The sequence below is a fragment of the Streptomyces ipomoeae 91-03 genome (genome assembly GCF_000317595.1).
Taxonomy (GTDB): Bacteria; Actinomycetota; Actinomycetes; order Streptomycetales; family Streptomycetaceae; genus Streptomyces; species Streptomyces ipomoeae.
Window position 1 is genome coordinate 1 of the sequence record NZ_AEJC01000185.1, and the last position, 14,374, is coordinate 14,374.

Genomic DNA, 14,374 nt, shown 5'->3' on the forward strand with positions numbered 1-14,374 from the left:
CGTCGGCTTTGCAGTCGTGCGCCCGACAACCCCACCCTGCCGAACTCGTAGGCCGGGTCGAAGGGGCAGCCGCCCCTGGGGATGGGAATGGGTAGGGGCGGCGGGGGCGGGAAAACCCCTCAACGGGCAAGCGGCGGACGAGGCTCCCCGGAAGCCCCGCCCGTACCGTCCGCATCGTCCCTGATGACCTCGCCCTGAACGATCTTGCCGTCGGGCCGATGAATACGCGCCTGCTGAAAGGCGTCCCCGAACGCCCCGGCACCAGCCTCCCGAATCTTCCGCTCGAAGGTCCGCTCGGCATAACGCCCCAGCGCCTTCTGAACCGGCGGAATCAACAGAACGAGCCCCACCACGTCCGAGATCAACCCAGGCAACATCAGCAACAGACCCCCGAGCATCAGGAAGCCGTTGCCCTCGCTCTTCCCGGCCCCCGCCTCAGCCGTACCGGCCTGCTGTTGTTGCAACGTCTCGGTCAACGCCCGAAACGCCCGCCGCCCGGCCCGCTTGACCACCGCGGAACCGACGACGAAACCCGCGACCAGCAGCAGGAAGACCGTGAAACCACTGGCCGCGTCCGCGACCACCGTGAGCAGCCAGATCTCCAGCACCAACCACGCGGCGACCCCCAACGGCAACAACGTGCGCAGCCGGGAGCGCCGGGGCCGGGCAGGGTACATCGGGGTCGAAGCGCCACTCGTCATACGCCCAGTGTGCCCGCCCCCGGCTCAGCACGGCATAAGGGGATGATCAGCCACGGCTGTGCACGGCAGGGAGCCGGAACGCCCCGGCACCCCCGGCCGCCCCTCAGCCCTGCTTGCCGTCGCGGCCGAGGACCTTGCCGACGCGTTCGCCCACGCCCCACGCGGTCACCCGCCACAGCGCTTCGACGAGGATGTCGCGGCTCATCTTGGAGTCGCCCAGCTCGCGCTCGACGAAGGTGATGGGCACCTCGACGACGTGGTAGCCGGCCTTGATCGCGCGGCGGGCGAGGTCGACCTGGAAGCAGTAGCCCTGGGAGGCGACCTCGTCGAGGCCGAGGCCTTCGAGGGTTTCGCGGCGGAAGGCGCGGTAGCCGCCGGTGATGTCGCGCAACGGGAGATCGAGGGCGAGCCGCGAGTAGAGGCTGCCGCCACGGGAGATGTACTCGCGGGACTTGGGCCAGTTCACCACGCGCCCACCCGGCACCCAGCGGGAGCCGAGGACGAGGTCGGCGCCCTTGAGCGCGGTCAGCAGCCGGGGCAGTTCCTCGGGCTGGTGGGAGCCGTCGGCGTCCATCTCGATCAGTACGCCGTAGCCGTGCTCCATGCCCCAGCGGAAGCCCGCGAGGTAGGCGGCGCCGAGCCCTTCCTTGCCCTTGCGGTGCAGCACCTGGACGTGGTCGTCCTCGGCGGCCAGTTCGTCGGCGAGCTTGCCGGTGCCGTCGGGGCTGTTGTCGTCGGCCACCAGGATGTGCGCCTCGGGGACCGCCTTCCGCACCCGGCCGACGATCGCCTTGATGTTCTCCGCCTCGTTGTAGGTCGGGATGATCACCAAGGCCGTGCCGAGCGGGCCGAACCGTCTCTCCTGGCCTGCTGCCGCGAGGGTCCCGTCGCCGTCGTTCACTACTGCCCCTTCAAGTCCGTACGCAGAGGTCCACCATAGTGGCCCCGGCCTGCGCTGGAGTGTCGGCTGATGTCCAGAGGAGTGTCGATTCACCAAAGGGCGTGCGGAAGTGCGCTTCAACAAGAAGCGTGCGGGAGCGCGCTCTGAGAAACCTGTGCGCCGGCACGGAACCGGCCTCACCGACGATCGTCGCCCGCCTGCGGATAGGGGCCCGACGCCCTTCGGGCCGACCTGGGACCCACTGGCTGCGGGTCGACCGAAGGCCGTTGTCTACTGAGCGTCCGGGCCCCACCCGGGTCGCACCTACCCGACCGAGCCGGAACGTTCCCTCATCGTGGCGCGAACGCTGGGCCTGGCTCCCGTGGCGGTGCGCCGATGCGGCACACCACCCCCTGACCCAGCGGCGCCTCGACAACTGCGCGGAAGTTCCCCCGATCGGACGTCCGGTGGTGGACACGGCAGAACCTACCCGCCCCTTGCCGTTCGCTGTCAACTGCCGCTTGGCCTGCGGGGTTTCCCCTCGACTCCTGGTCGGTGCGGCGGATGCGCAGGTCGTACGGGGAGGCAGCGGACCATGATTGCCCGGGTACCACCCCGCAGATCACTCGCCCGGCCGTATGAAGACCGTCCGTCCGTCGACCACGGTCCGCAGGCAGACGGGCAGGTCGCCGCCGGGCGTCAGATCGGGCAGGCCCGGGGTTCCGGAACGGGGGTCGGTGGACCAGCGGGCGACCCGGTCGTCGGGGGCCTGGACGACGAGTTCGCCGGTGCGCCACACCGCGTAGTCCGCGGGCGCGCCCGGGACCAGGACGCCCGCGTCGTCCCGTCCGATCGCCCGCCAGCCGCCCCGCGTGTGCGCCGTGAACGCCGCGCGCACGGACACCCGGTGCTCCGGCGTGCGGTGGAAGGCGGCGGCCCGGACCGTGCCCCAGGGGTCGAGGGGGGTGACCGGGCTGTCGGAGCCGAAGGCCAGGGGCACGCCGGCGCGCAGCAGGGCCGCGAGCGGGTTGAGGGTGCGGGCCCGTTCGAGGCCCAGGCGCTGGGCGTACATGCCCTCCTCGCCGCCCCACAGCGCGTCGAAGACGGGCTGGACGGAGGCGGTGAGGCCGAGTTCGGCGAAGGCGGCGATGGTGTCGGGGGTGAGCATCTCGGCGTGCTCGACGCGATGCCGGGCGGCCCGGATCCGGGCCAGGCCGACTTTCTCGGCCGCCACGCGCACCCCCTCGACGACGACCGTCACGGCGGCGTCCCCGATGGCGTGGAAGCCCGCCTGGAGGCCCGCCTCGGTGCACGCGACCACATGGGCGGCCACGGCCGCCGCGTCCAGGTAGGCCGTACCGGTGTGCTCGGCGTCGGCGTACGGCTCGTGCAGGCACGCCGTGTGCGAGCCGAGGGCGCCGTCGACGAAGAGGTCGCCGGCGGCGCCGACGGCGCCGAGGGAGCGCGCCCGCTCCACGTCCCGCTCGGCCCAGTAGCCCACGACCCGGGGGCCCGGCTCCTCGGCGGCGAGTCGCAGCAGACCCGTGAAGTCGTCATCGGAGGAGATCTCCGGGCCCGCGCACTCGTGGATCGAGCCGATGCCGAGCGAGGCGGCGTGGGCGAGCGCGGCACGCTGGGCCTCGATGCGCTGGGCGGGGGTGACGGCGCCCAGTGCGGTGGCGCGTACGGCGTGGTGGGCGTCGCGGGTGAGCGGGCCGTCCGCGAAGGTGTCGGCGCCCGGGACGAGGTCGAGCAGGGCCGTGGTGACGACCGCCGAGTGGACGTCGATACGGCTCAGGTAGAGCGGCCGTCCGCCGGTGGCCTCGTCGAGTTCGGCGCGGGTCGGGGGGCGGCCACCGGGCCAGCGGGACGCGTCCCAGCCGTGGCCGAGGAGGACCCGGTCGGCCGGACGGGCCGCCGCGAATTCCCGTACGAGAACGAGGGCGGCGTCCAGGGAGGGGGCCGTGGAGAGATCGAGGCCGGTGAGGGCGAGGCCGGTGGCCGTGGTGTGCACGTGGGCGTCGGTGAACGCCGGGGTGACCAGCGCGCCTTCGAGGTCGATCACCTCGTCGACGCCCTCCGCGAAGGCGTCGGCGGCGCCCTCGGAGCCGACCCAGGCGATCTGCCCGTGCTCCACGACCATCGCGGTGGCGAACGGGTCGACGGGGCTGTGGACTTCTCCGCCGCGCAGCAGAACGGTGGCCGACGACACGGTGCTCTCACTCATGGACACAGTGTCGCGCGCGCCGGCAGCCGCGCTGAACTTGGGCCGCGCTCAGGGCACCCGCCGCCGACGGACAACCAGCAGCCGCAGGCCGCAGGCAACGACACGATCGGCAGCGGCGATGGGGAGCGGCAGCCGACGGCGGCGTGGCCCGTCGTCGTCAGATCCTCGGTGGCCTCGCCTCGTACGGCGTCGACAGGACCACCGTCGTGCGGGTCGAGACACCCGCCAGGGACCTGAGCCGGGCCAGCAGTTCCTCCAGCTCGTGCGGGGTGGCCACGCGGACCTTGAGGATGTAGTTCTCGTCGCCGGCGACGCTGTGGCAGGCCTCGATCTCGGGGACGCCGGCGAGGCGTTCGGCGATGTCGTCGGGGGCGCTGGGGTCGAACGGTTTGACCGAGATGAACGCGGTCAGGGGCAGCCCGACGGCCTCCGGGTCGACGACCGCGGCGTAGCCCCGGATGACGCCGCGCTGCTCAAGTCGGCGCACCCGCTGGTGCACTGCCGACGTGGACAGGCCCGTGGCCTTGCCCAGGTCGGTGTAGCTCATCCGCCCGTCCGCGACGAGCAGCTGCACGATCTGTCGGTCCAGCTCCTCCATGGCGCAAGAACCTACAGGGCGCTTGATCTCTTCCGATACCTGAGCGGCGCAGGTCATACCCGGTTCGTGATGTGGCTGAGAGCCCGCTGTGGTCCGTCCGGGTGACAGCCCCGGCGTGCCGGGCATCTGCGGGCGGCATGTGACGAAGACCACAGTGTGCGAACAGGCTTCGTGATGATCTCGTGATTACCACGGAGACGGGGCGGGAAGTGCTTGCTGTGGTCGAGGCCGCAGCGCCTTCACGGCCCAGCCCGAGGGGGAGAATCCCATGCAGAGTCTTAAGCGCCCTGGTCGTACCGCACCCAAGCGCCTCCAGTCGGTCGTCGAGCCCGAGCCGGAGGGCGTCGAACCTGACGACGAGTTCGACACGTACGACACCTTCGAGATGGTCCGGGTGATCTGCCCGGACTGCTCCCAGCCCATCGCCCTCCTGCCCGACGAGAACGTCCTGCCGGAGCACGCCAAGTGCGTCTCGCCGTGGAACCCCTTCGGGCTCACGGTCTGCGCCGGTACGGGCCGCTCGGCTCATGACGCCCGGCCCGCGGACGAGTCCATCGAGCCGCAGGAGCAGGACACCGCCCTTCTGTTGACGCTCCCCCAGGGACTCGACTGGCGGACCCAGCCCTTCTCGCACGTCGGCGGCCCGGGCTCACGCCCGATGCGCGTGCCGGTGATGCGCCGTCAGGCCGCTTGATTCCGGCGCCCGCACGGCCACTGCGGCCGGTTCGGCCGGTTCGGCCGGTTCGGCCGGTTTCGCTTCCGGGGCACGCACAGCTGCCGTAGTCGGCAGCCCATGCGCACCCCCGCGCCAACCGGTCTCCGCGCGATCTCGTCGACGAAGCCGTTCCCGGTGACCCGTTGCCCCGTTCGGACCTGTCGCGAACTCAGGCGCGATTCCCGGGAACGGTAACCGCGCCGTGCGTCCGCGCGTTTGCCGGGTATGACCGCTTCATACTCGATTGCCGGGCGTCGGCGCCATGTCGTGGCGGCACCGGCAGAATCGGTTCCCCAGGGGCCCGCTCCCCAGAGGCCGGCCCCCCAGGGGCAGGCCCCGCATCAGGACCCGCCCATCTACCGTGCCCTGATGCAGACTTGGGCCGATCGTGGCCGCACTCTTCCGGGGCGCCACGACCCGGAGTGGGTGCGGCTGGCGACGCCACCGAGCGGGATCAGTCAGGTCGGCGCCGCCATGGAGCCGTTCACCGCGAACGACCGCCTCGGCACCGGTGGGCCGTTCACCGTGAAGGGGTCCTACGGGGGTCCCGTCCATCACCCGCTCAGTGGCCCTTTCCGCAACTCCTTCAGCGTGACTCGGGCCCCGCGAGATGACGGGCGATGACCATCCGCTGGATCTGATTGGTGCCCTCGACGATCTGCAGCACCTTGGCCTCCCGCATGTACCGCTCGACGGGGAAGTCCGCGGTGTAGCCGTATCCGCCGAGGATCTGGACGGCATCCGTGGTGACCTTCATCGCGGCGTCGGTGCACAGCAGCTTCGCCATGGCCGCCTGCTTGGAGAACGGCCGGCCCGCGTCGCGCAGCCGGGCGGCGGAGAGGTAGAGCGCCCGGCCCGCCTCCGTCTGGGTCGCCATGTCGGCGAGCATGAAGCGCAGGCCCTGGAAGTCCGAGATCGGCCGTCCGAACTGCTGTCGCCCGGCCGCGTACGCGACCGCCTCGTCCAGCGCCGCCTGGGCCACGCCGATCGCGCAGGCCGCGATGCCGAGCCGCCCGGAGTCGAGCGCGGACAGGGCGATCGCGAAGCCCTGCCCCTCGTCACCGATGCGCCGGTTGTCACTCACACGCACGCCGTCGAAGTGGAGCTGCGCTGTGGGCGAGCCCTTCATGCCCATCTTCTTCTCGGGCGCCGCCGCACTCAGCCCCTCGGCGTCACCGGGCACCAGGAAGGCCGTGATACCCCGGGCGCCCTCCCCACCCGTACGGGCCATGACCGTGTAGAAGTCGGCGATCCCGCCATGTGTGATCCACGCCTTGGTGCCGGTGATCACCCAGTCGTCGCCCTCCCGGACCGCCTTCGTCCGCAGGGAGGCGGCGTCCGAACCGGATGAGGGCTCCGAGAGGCAGTACGCGCCGAGCAGGCCGCCGCCGAGCATCGCGGGCATGTGCTCGGCCTGCTGCTCCTTGGTGCCGTAGTTGGCGAGGGCGTGGCAGGCGAGAGTGTGGACGCTGACACCGAGGCCGACGGTGAGGCGGGCCGCGGCGAACTCCTCCAGGGCCTGGAGGTAGACCTCGTACGGCTGGTCACCGCCGCCGTACTCCGAGTCGTAGGGCAGGCCGAGCAGTCCCGACTCCGAGAGCAGGCCGAAGAGTTCGCGGGGGAAGCGGCCGGCGTCCTCCTCCTCGGCCGCGTTCGGGACGATCTCCCGCTGGGCGATCTCACGGACGAGCGAGATCAGGTCCCGGGCCTCGTCCGTGGGCAGTTGACGGTCCACCGGCTGCGGGGCGCGGTCGGGCATGGCGACGCTCTCCTCCCTTTAGGGAACGTCGACGGTGGCGCGCCTTGGGTGGGGCGGCTCCGCCGGTCTCACAGTGCCGGTCATGCTCCGCCCCCGGGTCGCGGAAGCTGCTGGCCAGCGGCTCTGCGGTGAGTATGCCCGATCGGGGTCACCGAGTCACCGGTTAACGATCGCTTACTCCAAGAAACCTCCACCCGGTTGGATTGGTCCGAACCATTGACCGAATGGTCTAGTCCTCTCTACTGTTCCGACCCAACGCTTCCCCGCGTTCATGCCAATCGGCGTGCGATCACCTCTGTCCCCTGCGAGGAGACAACCGATGCACACCCCGCTCCACCCCCGCGCCCGCGGCCGGGCACTGCCGGCCGTCGCGTGTTCCGTCGTCCTCGGCGCCACCCTGCTCGCCGGCACCGGCTCGGCGAGCGCCGACCAGCACGGCGGCGCCAAGGGTCACGTCGCCAAGGCGGGCGGTTCCAAGGTCGTCGGCTACTTCACGGACTGGGGCATCTACGGCCGCCAGTACTACGTCAAGAACATCGAGACGTCCGGCTCCGCGAAGAAGCTCACGCACATCAACTACGCGTTCGGCAATGTCGTCGACGGCAAGTGCGCCATCGGCGACGCCTGGGCGGACACCGACAAGCCGTTCACCGCGGAGGAGTCCGTGGACGGCGTCGCGGACACCGCGGACCAGCCGCTGAGCGGCAACTTCAACCAGTTGCGCAAGCTGAAGAAACTCCACCCGAACCTCAAGGTCGTCTGGTCGTTCGGCGGCTGGAGCTGGTCCGGCGGCTTCGGCGAGGCGGCCAAGGACCCGGCGGCCTTCGCCCGGTCCTGCTACGACCTGGTCGAGAACTCCAAGTGGGCCGATGTCTTCGACGGCATCGACATCGACTGGGAGTACCCGGGCGCCTGTGGTCTGACCTGCGACACCAGTGGGCGGGAAGCCTTCCCCGAGCTGATGAAAGCGCTGCGTGCCGAGTTCGGCAAGCGCGAGCTGGTCACCGCGGCGATCACCGCCGACGCGACCGAGGGCGGCCGGATCGACGCGGCGGACTACGCGGGCGCGGCCCGGTACGTCGACTGGTACAACCCGATGACCTACGACTACTTCGGCGCCTGGGCCGCCACCGGCCCCACGGCGCCGCACTCCCCGCTGTACTCGTACCCGGGCGTCCCCGAGGAGGGCTACAACACGGCCGCCACCATCGCCAAGCTCAAGAGCCTGGGTATCCCGGCCAGGAAGCTGCTGCTCGGCATCGGCTTCTACGGGCGCGGCTGGACCGGTGTCACCCAGGCGGCCCCGGGCGGCACGGCGACCGGCCCGGCGAAGGGCACGTACGAGGACGGCTTCGAGGACTACAAGGTGCTCAAGCAGACCTGCCCGGCGACCGGCACGGTGGGCGGCACCGCGTACGCCAAATGCGGGGACGACTGGTGGAGTTACGACACCCCGGCGACCATCGCGACCAAGACGAAGTGGAAGGACCGGCAGGGGCTGGGTGGAACGTTCTTCTGGGAGTTGAGCGGGGACACCGCGAACGGTGAGCTGATCAAGTCGATCAAGTAGCCGTCGCTACGGGATGGTCGGGGCGGAGTGCCGACGGCGGGCCTCCGCCCCTTCCTCGTGCCGGTCGACGAGGTGCCCGAGTGGCCTCGTGCCGGTCGGCGAAGTGCCCGAGTGGCCTCGTGCCGGTCAGCGAGGTGGCCGAAGTGGGCGGCCCGGGCTCAGCCGTCGCGGCGGGCGGGTTCCGGGGCGACGTAGGCCGGTTCCATCTCCTCGATGGCGCGCAGGGCGCCGCCCAGCATCTTGACCAGCAGTTCGCGCATGGTGTCGCGGGGCAGTCCGGGGCGGTTGATCCAGTCGAGCGTGGCGCCCTCGACGGCGCACACCCAGCCGAACAGACCCATACGGGCCACCGGCGCGATGTCGCTGCGGCCGTAGGCGCCCTCGGCGATGATGGCGACGATCGCCTCGCGCACCCCGTCCCGGATGGCGTGCACCTGGGCGTCGAAGCCGACACCGCCGCTGACGATCGTGCGGTAGGCCGCCTGGTTGTCCTCGGCGTAGCGCAGATAGCAGTCCATGGTGCGGTGCACCCGTTCCACCGGCGGCAGTTGGAGGCCGCTCGCCGCGTGGGCGATCAGGTCGGCCACCGAGTCCTCGACGATGGCGAGGTAGTAGCCGCGCTTGGACTTGAAGTAGTAGTAGATCAGCCCCTTGGCCACGTGGGCCTGCCGCGCGATGTCGTCCATCGACAACGCGTCGTACGACGTGTCGGCGAACAACTTCCGCCCGATGGAGATGAGTTCGGCGCGGCGCGCTAAGGAACGGTCGGTGCCACGGGCCCGCGGCGGTTCGACCCCACCCTGTTGACTACTATTCAATTTCGGTCCTGGTCTCCAACGGCCGACGGGACATCCGCAGTATGGCAGACCTTCATCACCAGCTTGTTCGACTCGGATTCGACAGAACCAGCGGGCAGAACCGGCGGACAGGACAGCGGGTGGATCAGATCATGGAACCGGCCGCGGGTTCGGTCACAGCAGACCCAACTGGGTCACCAGCATCGCGAGGACCACGACCAGGGTCCAGCCCATGAGGTGTTCGACGATCTTCGGTCCGTCGTCCTTGGGCCCGCCGGTGCGGGTACGGACTCTGGTGGCGGTGGCGGAGGTCGCGGTCATGGCAGCTCGCTGATGTGGTCGGTGTGCGGCGGATCCCCCCTGCCGTTCCGTCCACCTTGCCACCGGCGGGGGCGCCCGGGACCGAGAGGTTGGTCACACGACGGTACGGCCCCCGGGGTCGCCCGGGGGCCGTCCTCGCGTCACCGCACGCCGACCGCCGCGAGCGCCGCGCGCTGGCGGGCCGTGGGGCGGGCCGGGAAGTAGAGGTAGCAGACGCCGCCGGTGCCGGAGACGACCTTGCCGGAGGCGTTGTACCGCTTGGTCCTCAGCCAGATGTTCTCCCACTCGCGCCGCCGGTAGACCCGGCGCACCGCCTCGTTGGTCGGCGAGTTCGGGTCATTGGCGATGACGTCGCCGTCGGCGGTGAAGCCGATCACCGTCATCAGATGGCCGGCTGTGCCGTAGCCCGCCCCCGTCAGCTCCTCGGCGAGGAACGACTGGGAGGTGATCGCCGGGATGCCCGCCGCGATCAGCGTCTCCAGGTCGTTGAGCGAGCCCAGCCGGGTCACCACGCCCTGCAGGTCGTCGTACGTGGCGGCGTACGCGGCGTTGAAGGGCCAGTTGCCGCAGCCCTCGTACTGGTAGTCGTAGGTGAACCGGGCGGCGTGGCACACCTGCGGATCGGCGTAGTCCGGATTGACCCAGGCCAGGTCGGCGGCGCTGGGCTTCCGACCCCAGAACTCTATGATCATCTGCGAGGAGGTGGGGCTGCACCAGGCCTCACCGCCGTTGTCGTACTCGGGGTACTGGCCCTTGTGGGTCTCCTGGGAGTAGCGCGGGACGTTCAGCTCCCTGGCGATTCGGGGGGTGGAGGCCGGGACGGTGAAGCGGTCGGGGATGTCGGAGCCCATCGCGCCGAGCCGCCAGACCTTGGGGGTGACCCCGGTGCGCGGGGCGCGGTGGAGGGTCAGACGCAGCCGGTACGAGACGAGGCGCAGGCCCGTGGCCGGGTCGTCGATCGCGAAGGTGTCCGTCCAGACACTGCTCCGGCCGTCCTTCTGACCGTCGACGGACGTCCGCCGGATGTCCTGGTCACCGGCCGCCCACCGGCCCAGCACGTACCAGGGGGTGTCCGTGCCGTCCGAGTACGTGCCCTTCAGCTCGACCTGGATCCAGGTGCCGGCCGGGGTGTGCGCGTTCCAGGAGGCGATGACCTCGGTGGCGGGAACGGCGAGCTCGTGGACCGGGGACGTCCAGGTCGCGTACTCCCAGGTGGCGGTCCGGCCGGTGTGCGGGTCGGTGTAGTCGACGGTGCCGACCGGGGTACCGACCACCAGCCCCGGCCGTACCCCCGCCTGCACCCGGGTGCCGTTCACGCTTCCGCCGCGCCAGTCGGCGTACGAGGTCCAGGCGCGGTGGTCCACGAGGCGTTCAGGTGCTTGCGCGGGGCGGTCGGGGGCTTCGGCCCGGTCGGCCGAGGTGTCGGCGGCGGCCTGGCCGGCGGCGCCTCCGGCCGCCGCGGCGGCGGTGGCGACGGCTGCGGCCAGGACGGTCCTGCGGGACGGCTCGGAAAGTCTCGACATATGAGAGTGGCCCCCAGAGGTCCGGAAGGAACAGTTCAGACGCACGGCTGTTCGTCAACTATGGACGCCGGAAGAGGACTTCTGCCAGCACCCCGCGCCACGCCACGCTCACCGATATTGGTCCACACCACTGGCGTGCGCCGACACCGCACGGCACGGTGTTCAATCCCCCCATGCACGCCTCGCCCGCCTCCGAAGGTCCCACCCCCGAAGACCCGGCCGTCCGCGACCTCGCCGACCGGCTGCCGCTGCTGCCACCCTCCTGCGGGCCGGTCCGGCTGGTCGGTGTCGACGGGCACGCGGGCTCCGGGAAGAGCACCTTCGCCGGACTGCTGGCCGACGCGCTCGGCGGCGCGCCGGTGCTGCACCTCGACGACATCGCCACCCACGAGGAACTGTTCGCCTGGACGGGGCGGCTGCTGAGCCAGGTGATCGAGCCCCTGCGGCGCGGCGAGACGGCGCGCTATGCCCCGTACGACTGGCGCGAGCGCGTCTTCGGGCCCGTGCGCAATCTGCCGCCCGCGCCCGTGATCGTCATCGAGGGGGTGGGCGCGGGCCGGCGTGCGCTGCGTCCGTATCTGGCGCGGCTGATGTGGATGGAGATGCCGGACGAGGAGGCCTGGGCGCGCGGCCGGTCGCGGGACGGAGCGGAACAGAGTGAGTTCTGGGCCGAGTGGGTCCCGGCGGAACGCCGGCATTTCGCCGGGGATCCCTCCCGGCCGTTCGCCGATCTTCTGGTTCGGCAGGGACACACGGGGTACGAGGTGCTCAGGGGACCCGCGGTGACGTCGGAACCGGGGCCGCACTTCACTCAGGGTGACGAGCCATCCGCAATGTGCTGAACCTGTGAAGGCCGGCGTACGAGAAGTTTCCCGAGTGCTTCAACTCGGCTTGACCCCGGGGCCTTACAGGACTTACGTTCTCAATGTGCGGCCATTCGAAGCCGCCCAGATGCGCGAAGCCCCCGGTTGTTCCCCCGTGATCGGGGGCTTCGTTCTGCCTTCTCCCGGTTTTCCGGCGGCTCCAAGGCACGATTCCTTCACCCTCGGTCACCGAGCGCGATGCGCCCCATCTGCTCCCACCTCGTAAGACGAGCCTTGCGGCACCCTTCGAAGGGCGACCGACCCGCGGGTACGATGCCCTCGGTGCGACTCTCGGACGGTTGCGGAAACGCACCGACGCAACTCCCGTCCGCGGCACAGCGGTTCGACGGAGGCTGCCGACGGGCACCGGCCCGTACGGTTTCCAGCGGGGGCACGGTTTGTGGGGGACGTGATGGACTTCGGCTCGCGGGGCCCCGAGGCTCCGGCCGACCTCGCCTGGCTGCGAGGCGTGGACGCCTACACCATGGGCGCGTATCCACAGGCGGAGGAGGAGTTCCGCACCGCGGTGCGGATGGATCCCGGCATGGCCGACGGCTGGCTCGGGCTGCACGCGCTGCGGGTGGACACGACGACCGCACTGCTACGGATGTTCCGGCACCGGGAGCGTTTCGGGGAGCAGCGCGCCCGCCACCGGCGCACCCTCAACTCCTGGTACTGGCTGGGCTGGTGGGTCCAGCCGGTGCTCGAAAGCCCGCGCGATCTGCTTCTCGCGCACGCCTCGCACTGGCTGGACGGCCGTCATGTACCCGAGCTGGACCGGGCGCTCGCGGGGCTGCCGCCGGTCGACGCGGACCCCCAAGTGCGCTTTCTGCACGCCTGCCGCGCCTATCTCGTCAAGGACTGGGAACAGCTCGTCCGGCACACCGACCCGCTGCTCGACGATCCACTGCTGGGCATCGAGGCCGGCCTGTTCGGGGGCATGGCCCGGGTCCGGCTGGAGACGTACGGGCAGGCGGAGCCCCTGCTCTCCGCCGCGCTGATGCGCTGCCGCAGCGAGCAGCCGCAGCGCAAGGAGCTGCGGTACTGGCTGGCGCGCGCCCACGAGGGCACCGGGCGCAGCGCCGCCGCGCTGCCGCTCTACCGGGCCGTGCATCGCGTCGACCCCGCCTTCATGGACACCTCCGCACGGCTCGCCGCCATCGCCGAGGGGGACGGCTACGACGACACGGCCGACTTCGCGGCGGTCGCGCTCGGCGGGGTCGGGCAGGACGCGCTCGACGGGGTCGACGGGCTGGACCCGCTCTTCGACGCCGAGGGACGGGACCTGAAGGTCTCCGACCCCGCCCTGCCGCCGCCGGGTGGGCTGCCGCCCGAGGCCGGCGACACCTTCGTCCGCGAGAAGTCCATGGTGTCGGTGGATCCGCTGCCGGCCGGACCGACCGATCCGGAGCTGCTGGAGGAGGCGCTCGCGGAGCTGGAGCGGATGGTCGGGCTCGAGCCCGTGAAGCGGCAGGTCAAGGCGCTGTCCGCGCAGCTGAACATGGCGCGGTTGCGCGCCGGGCAGGGGTTGCCGGTCCAGCCTCCGAAACGGCACTTCGTCTTCTCCGGTCCGTCCGGCACGGGCAAGACCACCGTGGCCCGAATACTGGGCCGGGTCTTCTACGCGCTCGGGCTGCTGGGTGGCGATCACCTCGTGGAGGCCCAGCGGGCGGATCTCGTGGGCGAGTACCTCGGGCAGACCGCCGTGAAGGCCAACGAACTGATCGACTCCGCGATCGGCGGCGTGCTGTTCGTGGACGAGGCGTACTCGTTGTCCAACTCCGGCTACGGGAAGGGGGACGCGTACGGCGACGAGGCGCTGCAGGTGTTGCTCAAGCGGGCCGAGGACAACCGGGACCATCTCGTCGTGATCCTCGCGGGCTACCCGGAGGGCATGGACCGGCTGCTGGCCGCGAACCCGGGCCTCTCCTCCCGTTTCACGACGCGCGTCGACTTTCCTTCCTACCGGCCTCTGGAGCTCACCGCCATCGGCGAGGTGCTCGCCGCCGAGAACGGGGACGTGTGGGATGAGGAGGCCCTTGAGGAGCTGCGCTCCATCTCCGGGCATGTCGTCGATCAGGGGTGGATCGACGAGTTGGGCAATGGGCGGTTCCTGCGGACGCTGTACGAGAAGAGCTGTGCGTATCGGGATCTGCGGCTGTCGGGGTATCCGAGCACTCCGACCCGGGATGATCTGTCGACGCTTCGGCTGCCGGATCTGATGCAGGCGTATGGGGAGGTGCTGTCGGGGCGGGGGCCGCAGGATCCTTCGGGGCCGTGAGTTCGGGTCGGCCGAGGGGTTTTCGCCCCCGCCGCCCCTACCCGTCCCGTCCCGTCCCCCCAGGGGCTGCCGCCCCTTCGACCCCGCTTCGCCTTCCAGCTCGGTCCGGGCGGTTTGTGGGCGGGTGCGGGTGGGTGGG

12 protein-coding genes are annotated in these 14,374 nt (G+C 71.0%); 4 read left to right on the top strand and 8 right to left on the bottom strand.

Annotated features, from left to right (window positions below; translation table 11 throughout):
• Positions 1-119: 119 nt before the first annotated feature.
• The 4 genes from fxsA to STRIP9103_RS12065 all read right to left on the bottom strand — a co-directional run bounded on the left by fxsA (position 120) and on the right by STRIP9103_RS12065 (position 4,406).
• Positions 120-701 (bottom strand): FxsA family membrane protein, encoded by a 582-nt coding sequence (fxsA, locus tag STRIP9103_RS12050; RefSeq protein WP_048820137.1) that lies wholly within the window; start codon positions 699-701, stop codon positions 120-122.
• 103 nt (positions 702-804) lie between these two features.
• Entirely contained in the window at positions 805-1,602 is a 798-nt protein-coding gene (locus tag STRIP9103_RS12055) for a polyprenol monophosphomannose synthase (RefSeq protein WP_009308892.1), read from the bottom strand.
• Positions 1,603-2,203: 601 nt separating this feature from the next.
• Entirely contained in the window at positions 2,204-3,808 is a 1,605-nt protein-coding gene (locus tag STRIP9103_RS12060) for an amidohydrolase (protein ID WP_048820138.1), read from the bottom strand.
• Between the two features lie 157 nt (positions 3,809-3,965).
• Positions 3,966-4,406, bottom strand: coding sequence for an Lrp/AsnC family transcriptional regulator (locus tag STRIP9103_RS12065; RefSeq protein WP_005485572.1), 441 nt, complete (start codon positions 4,404-4,406; stop codon positions 3,966-3,968).
• Between the two features lie 268 nt (positions 4,407-4,674).
• Here STRIP9103_RS12065 and STRIP9103_RS12070 point away from each other — a divergent pair, with 268 nt between their 5' ends.
• Entirely contained in the window at positions 4,675-5,100 is a 426-nt protein-coding gene (locus tag STRIP9103_RS12070; protein ID WP_009308896.1) for a hypothetical protein, read from the top strand.
• A 607-nt stretch (positions 5,101-5,707) separates the two neighbouring features.
• On the opposite strand, the gene STRIP9103_RS12075 is transcribed toward STRIP9103_RS12070, so the two are convergent.
• On the bottom strand, positions 5,708-6,880 hold the full coding sequence (locus STRIP9103_RS12075) for an acyl-CoA dehydrogenase family protein (RefSeq protein WP_009308882.1): 1,173 nt from the start codon (positions 6,878-6,880) through the stop codon (positions 5,708-5,710).
• A 319-nt stretch (positions 6,881-7,199) separates the two neighbouring features.
• On the opposite strand from STRIP9103_RS12075, the gene STRIP9103_RS12080 reads away from it, so the two are divergent.
• The gene (locus tag STRIP9103_RS12080; protein ID WP_009308898.1) at positions 7,200-8,450 is read left to right on the top strand and encodes a glycoside hydrolase family 18 protein; all 1,251 of its coding nucleotides are present in this window, start codon (positions 7,200-7,202) and stop codon (positions 8,448-8,450) included.
• 158 nt (positions 8,451-8,608) lie between these two features.
• Here STRIP9103_RS12080 and STRIP9103_RS12085 read toward each other — a convergent pair whose 3' ends face one another.
• From STRIP9103_RS12085 to STRIP9103_RS12090, 3 genes are all read right to left on the bottom strand, one after another.
• Positions 8,609-9,268, bottom strand: coding sequence for a TetR/AcrR family transcriptional regulator (locus STRIP9103_RS12085; protein WP_009308885.1), 660 nt, complete (start codon positions 9,266-9,268; stop codon positions 8,609-8,611).
• Between the two features lie 153 nt (positions 9,269-9,421).
• Entirely contained in the window at positions 9,422-9,568 is a 147-nt protein-coding gene (locus STRIP9103_RS49620; protein WP_009308891.1) for an SCO1431 family membrane protein, read from the bottom strand.
• A gap of 140 nt (positions 9,569-9,708) precedes the next feature.
• A complete protein-coding gene (locus tag STRIP9103_RS12090; RefSeq protein WP_009308879.1) occupies positions 9,709-11,091 on the bottom strand; it encodes a peptidase C39 family protein in 1,383 nt (460 codons plus the stop codon).
• Between the two features lie 173 nt (positions 11,092-11,264).
• Here STRIP9103_RS12090 and STRIP9103_RS12095 point away from each other — a divergent pair, with 173 nt between their 5' ends.
• Positions 11,265-11,933 (top strand): uridine kinase family protein, encoded by a 669-nt coding sequence (locus STRIP9103_RS12095; RefSeq protein WP_009308883.1) that lies wholly within the window; start codon positions 11,265-11,267, stop codon positions 11,931-11,933.
• A gap of 433 nt (positions 11,934-12,366) precedes the next feature.
• Positions 12,367-14,235 (top strand): AAA family ATPase, encoded by a 1,869-nt coding sequence (locus STRIP9103_RS12100; protein WP_048820139.1) that lies wholly within the window; start codon positions 12,367-12,369, stop codon positions 14,233-14,235.
• The last annotated feature ends 139 nt before the right edge of the window (positions 14,236-14,374 follow it).

What these genes read in the sequence shown, in the direction of transcription:
- fxsA (WP_048820137.1), bottom strand. Translation starts at nt 701, where the DNA reads ATGACGAGTGGCGCTTCGACCCCGATGTACCCTGCCCGGCCCCGGCGC.
- STRIP9103_RS12060 (WP_048820138.1), bottom strand. Translation starts at nt 3,808, where the DNA reads ATGAGTGAGAGCACCGTGTCGTCGGCCACCGTTCTGCTGCGCGGCGGA.
- STRIP9103_RS12065 (WP_005485572.1), bottom strand. Translation starts at nt 4,406, where the DNA reads ATGGAGGAGCTGGACCGACAGATCGTGCAGCTGCTCGTCGCGGACGGG.
- STRIP9103_RS12070 (WP_009308896.1), top strand. Translation starts at nt 4,675, where the DNA reads ATGCAGAGTCTTAAGCGCCCTGGTCGTACCGCACCCAAGCGCCTCCAG.
- STRIP9103_RS12075 (WP_009308882.1), bottom strand. Translation starts at nt 6,880, where the DNA reads ATGCCCGACCGCGCCCCGCAGCCGGTGGACCGTCAACTGCCCACGGAC.
- STRIP9103_RS12080 (WP_009308898.1), top strand. Translation starts at nt 7,200, where the DNA reads ATGCACACCCCGCTCCACCCCCGCGCCCGCGGCCGGGCACTGCCGGCC.
- STRIP9103_RS49620 (WP_009308891.1), bottom strand. Translation starts at nt 9,568, where the DNA reads ATGACCGCGACCTCCGCCACCGCCACCAGAGTCCGTACCCGCACCGGC.
- STRIP9103_RS12090 (WP_009308879.1), bottom strand. Translation starts at nt 11,091, where the DNA reads ATGTCGAGACTTTCCGAGCCGTCCCGCAGGACCGTCCTGGCCGCAGCC.
- STRIP9103_RS12095 (WP_009308883.1), top strand. Translation starts at nt 11,265, where the DNA reads ATGCACGCCTCGCCCGCCTCCGAAGGTCCCACCCCCGAAGACCCGGCC.
- STRIP9103_RS12100 (WP_048820139.1), top strand. Translation starts at nt 12,367, where the DNA reads ATGGACTTCGGCTCGCGGGGCCCCGAGGCTCCGGCCGACCTCGCCTGG.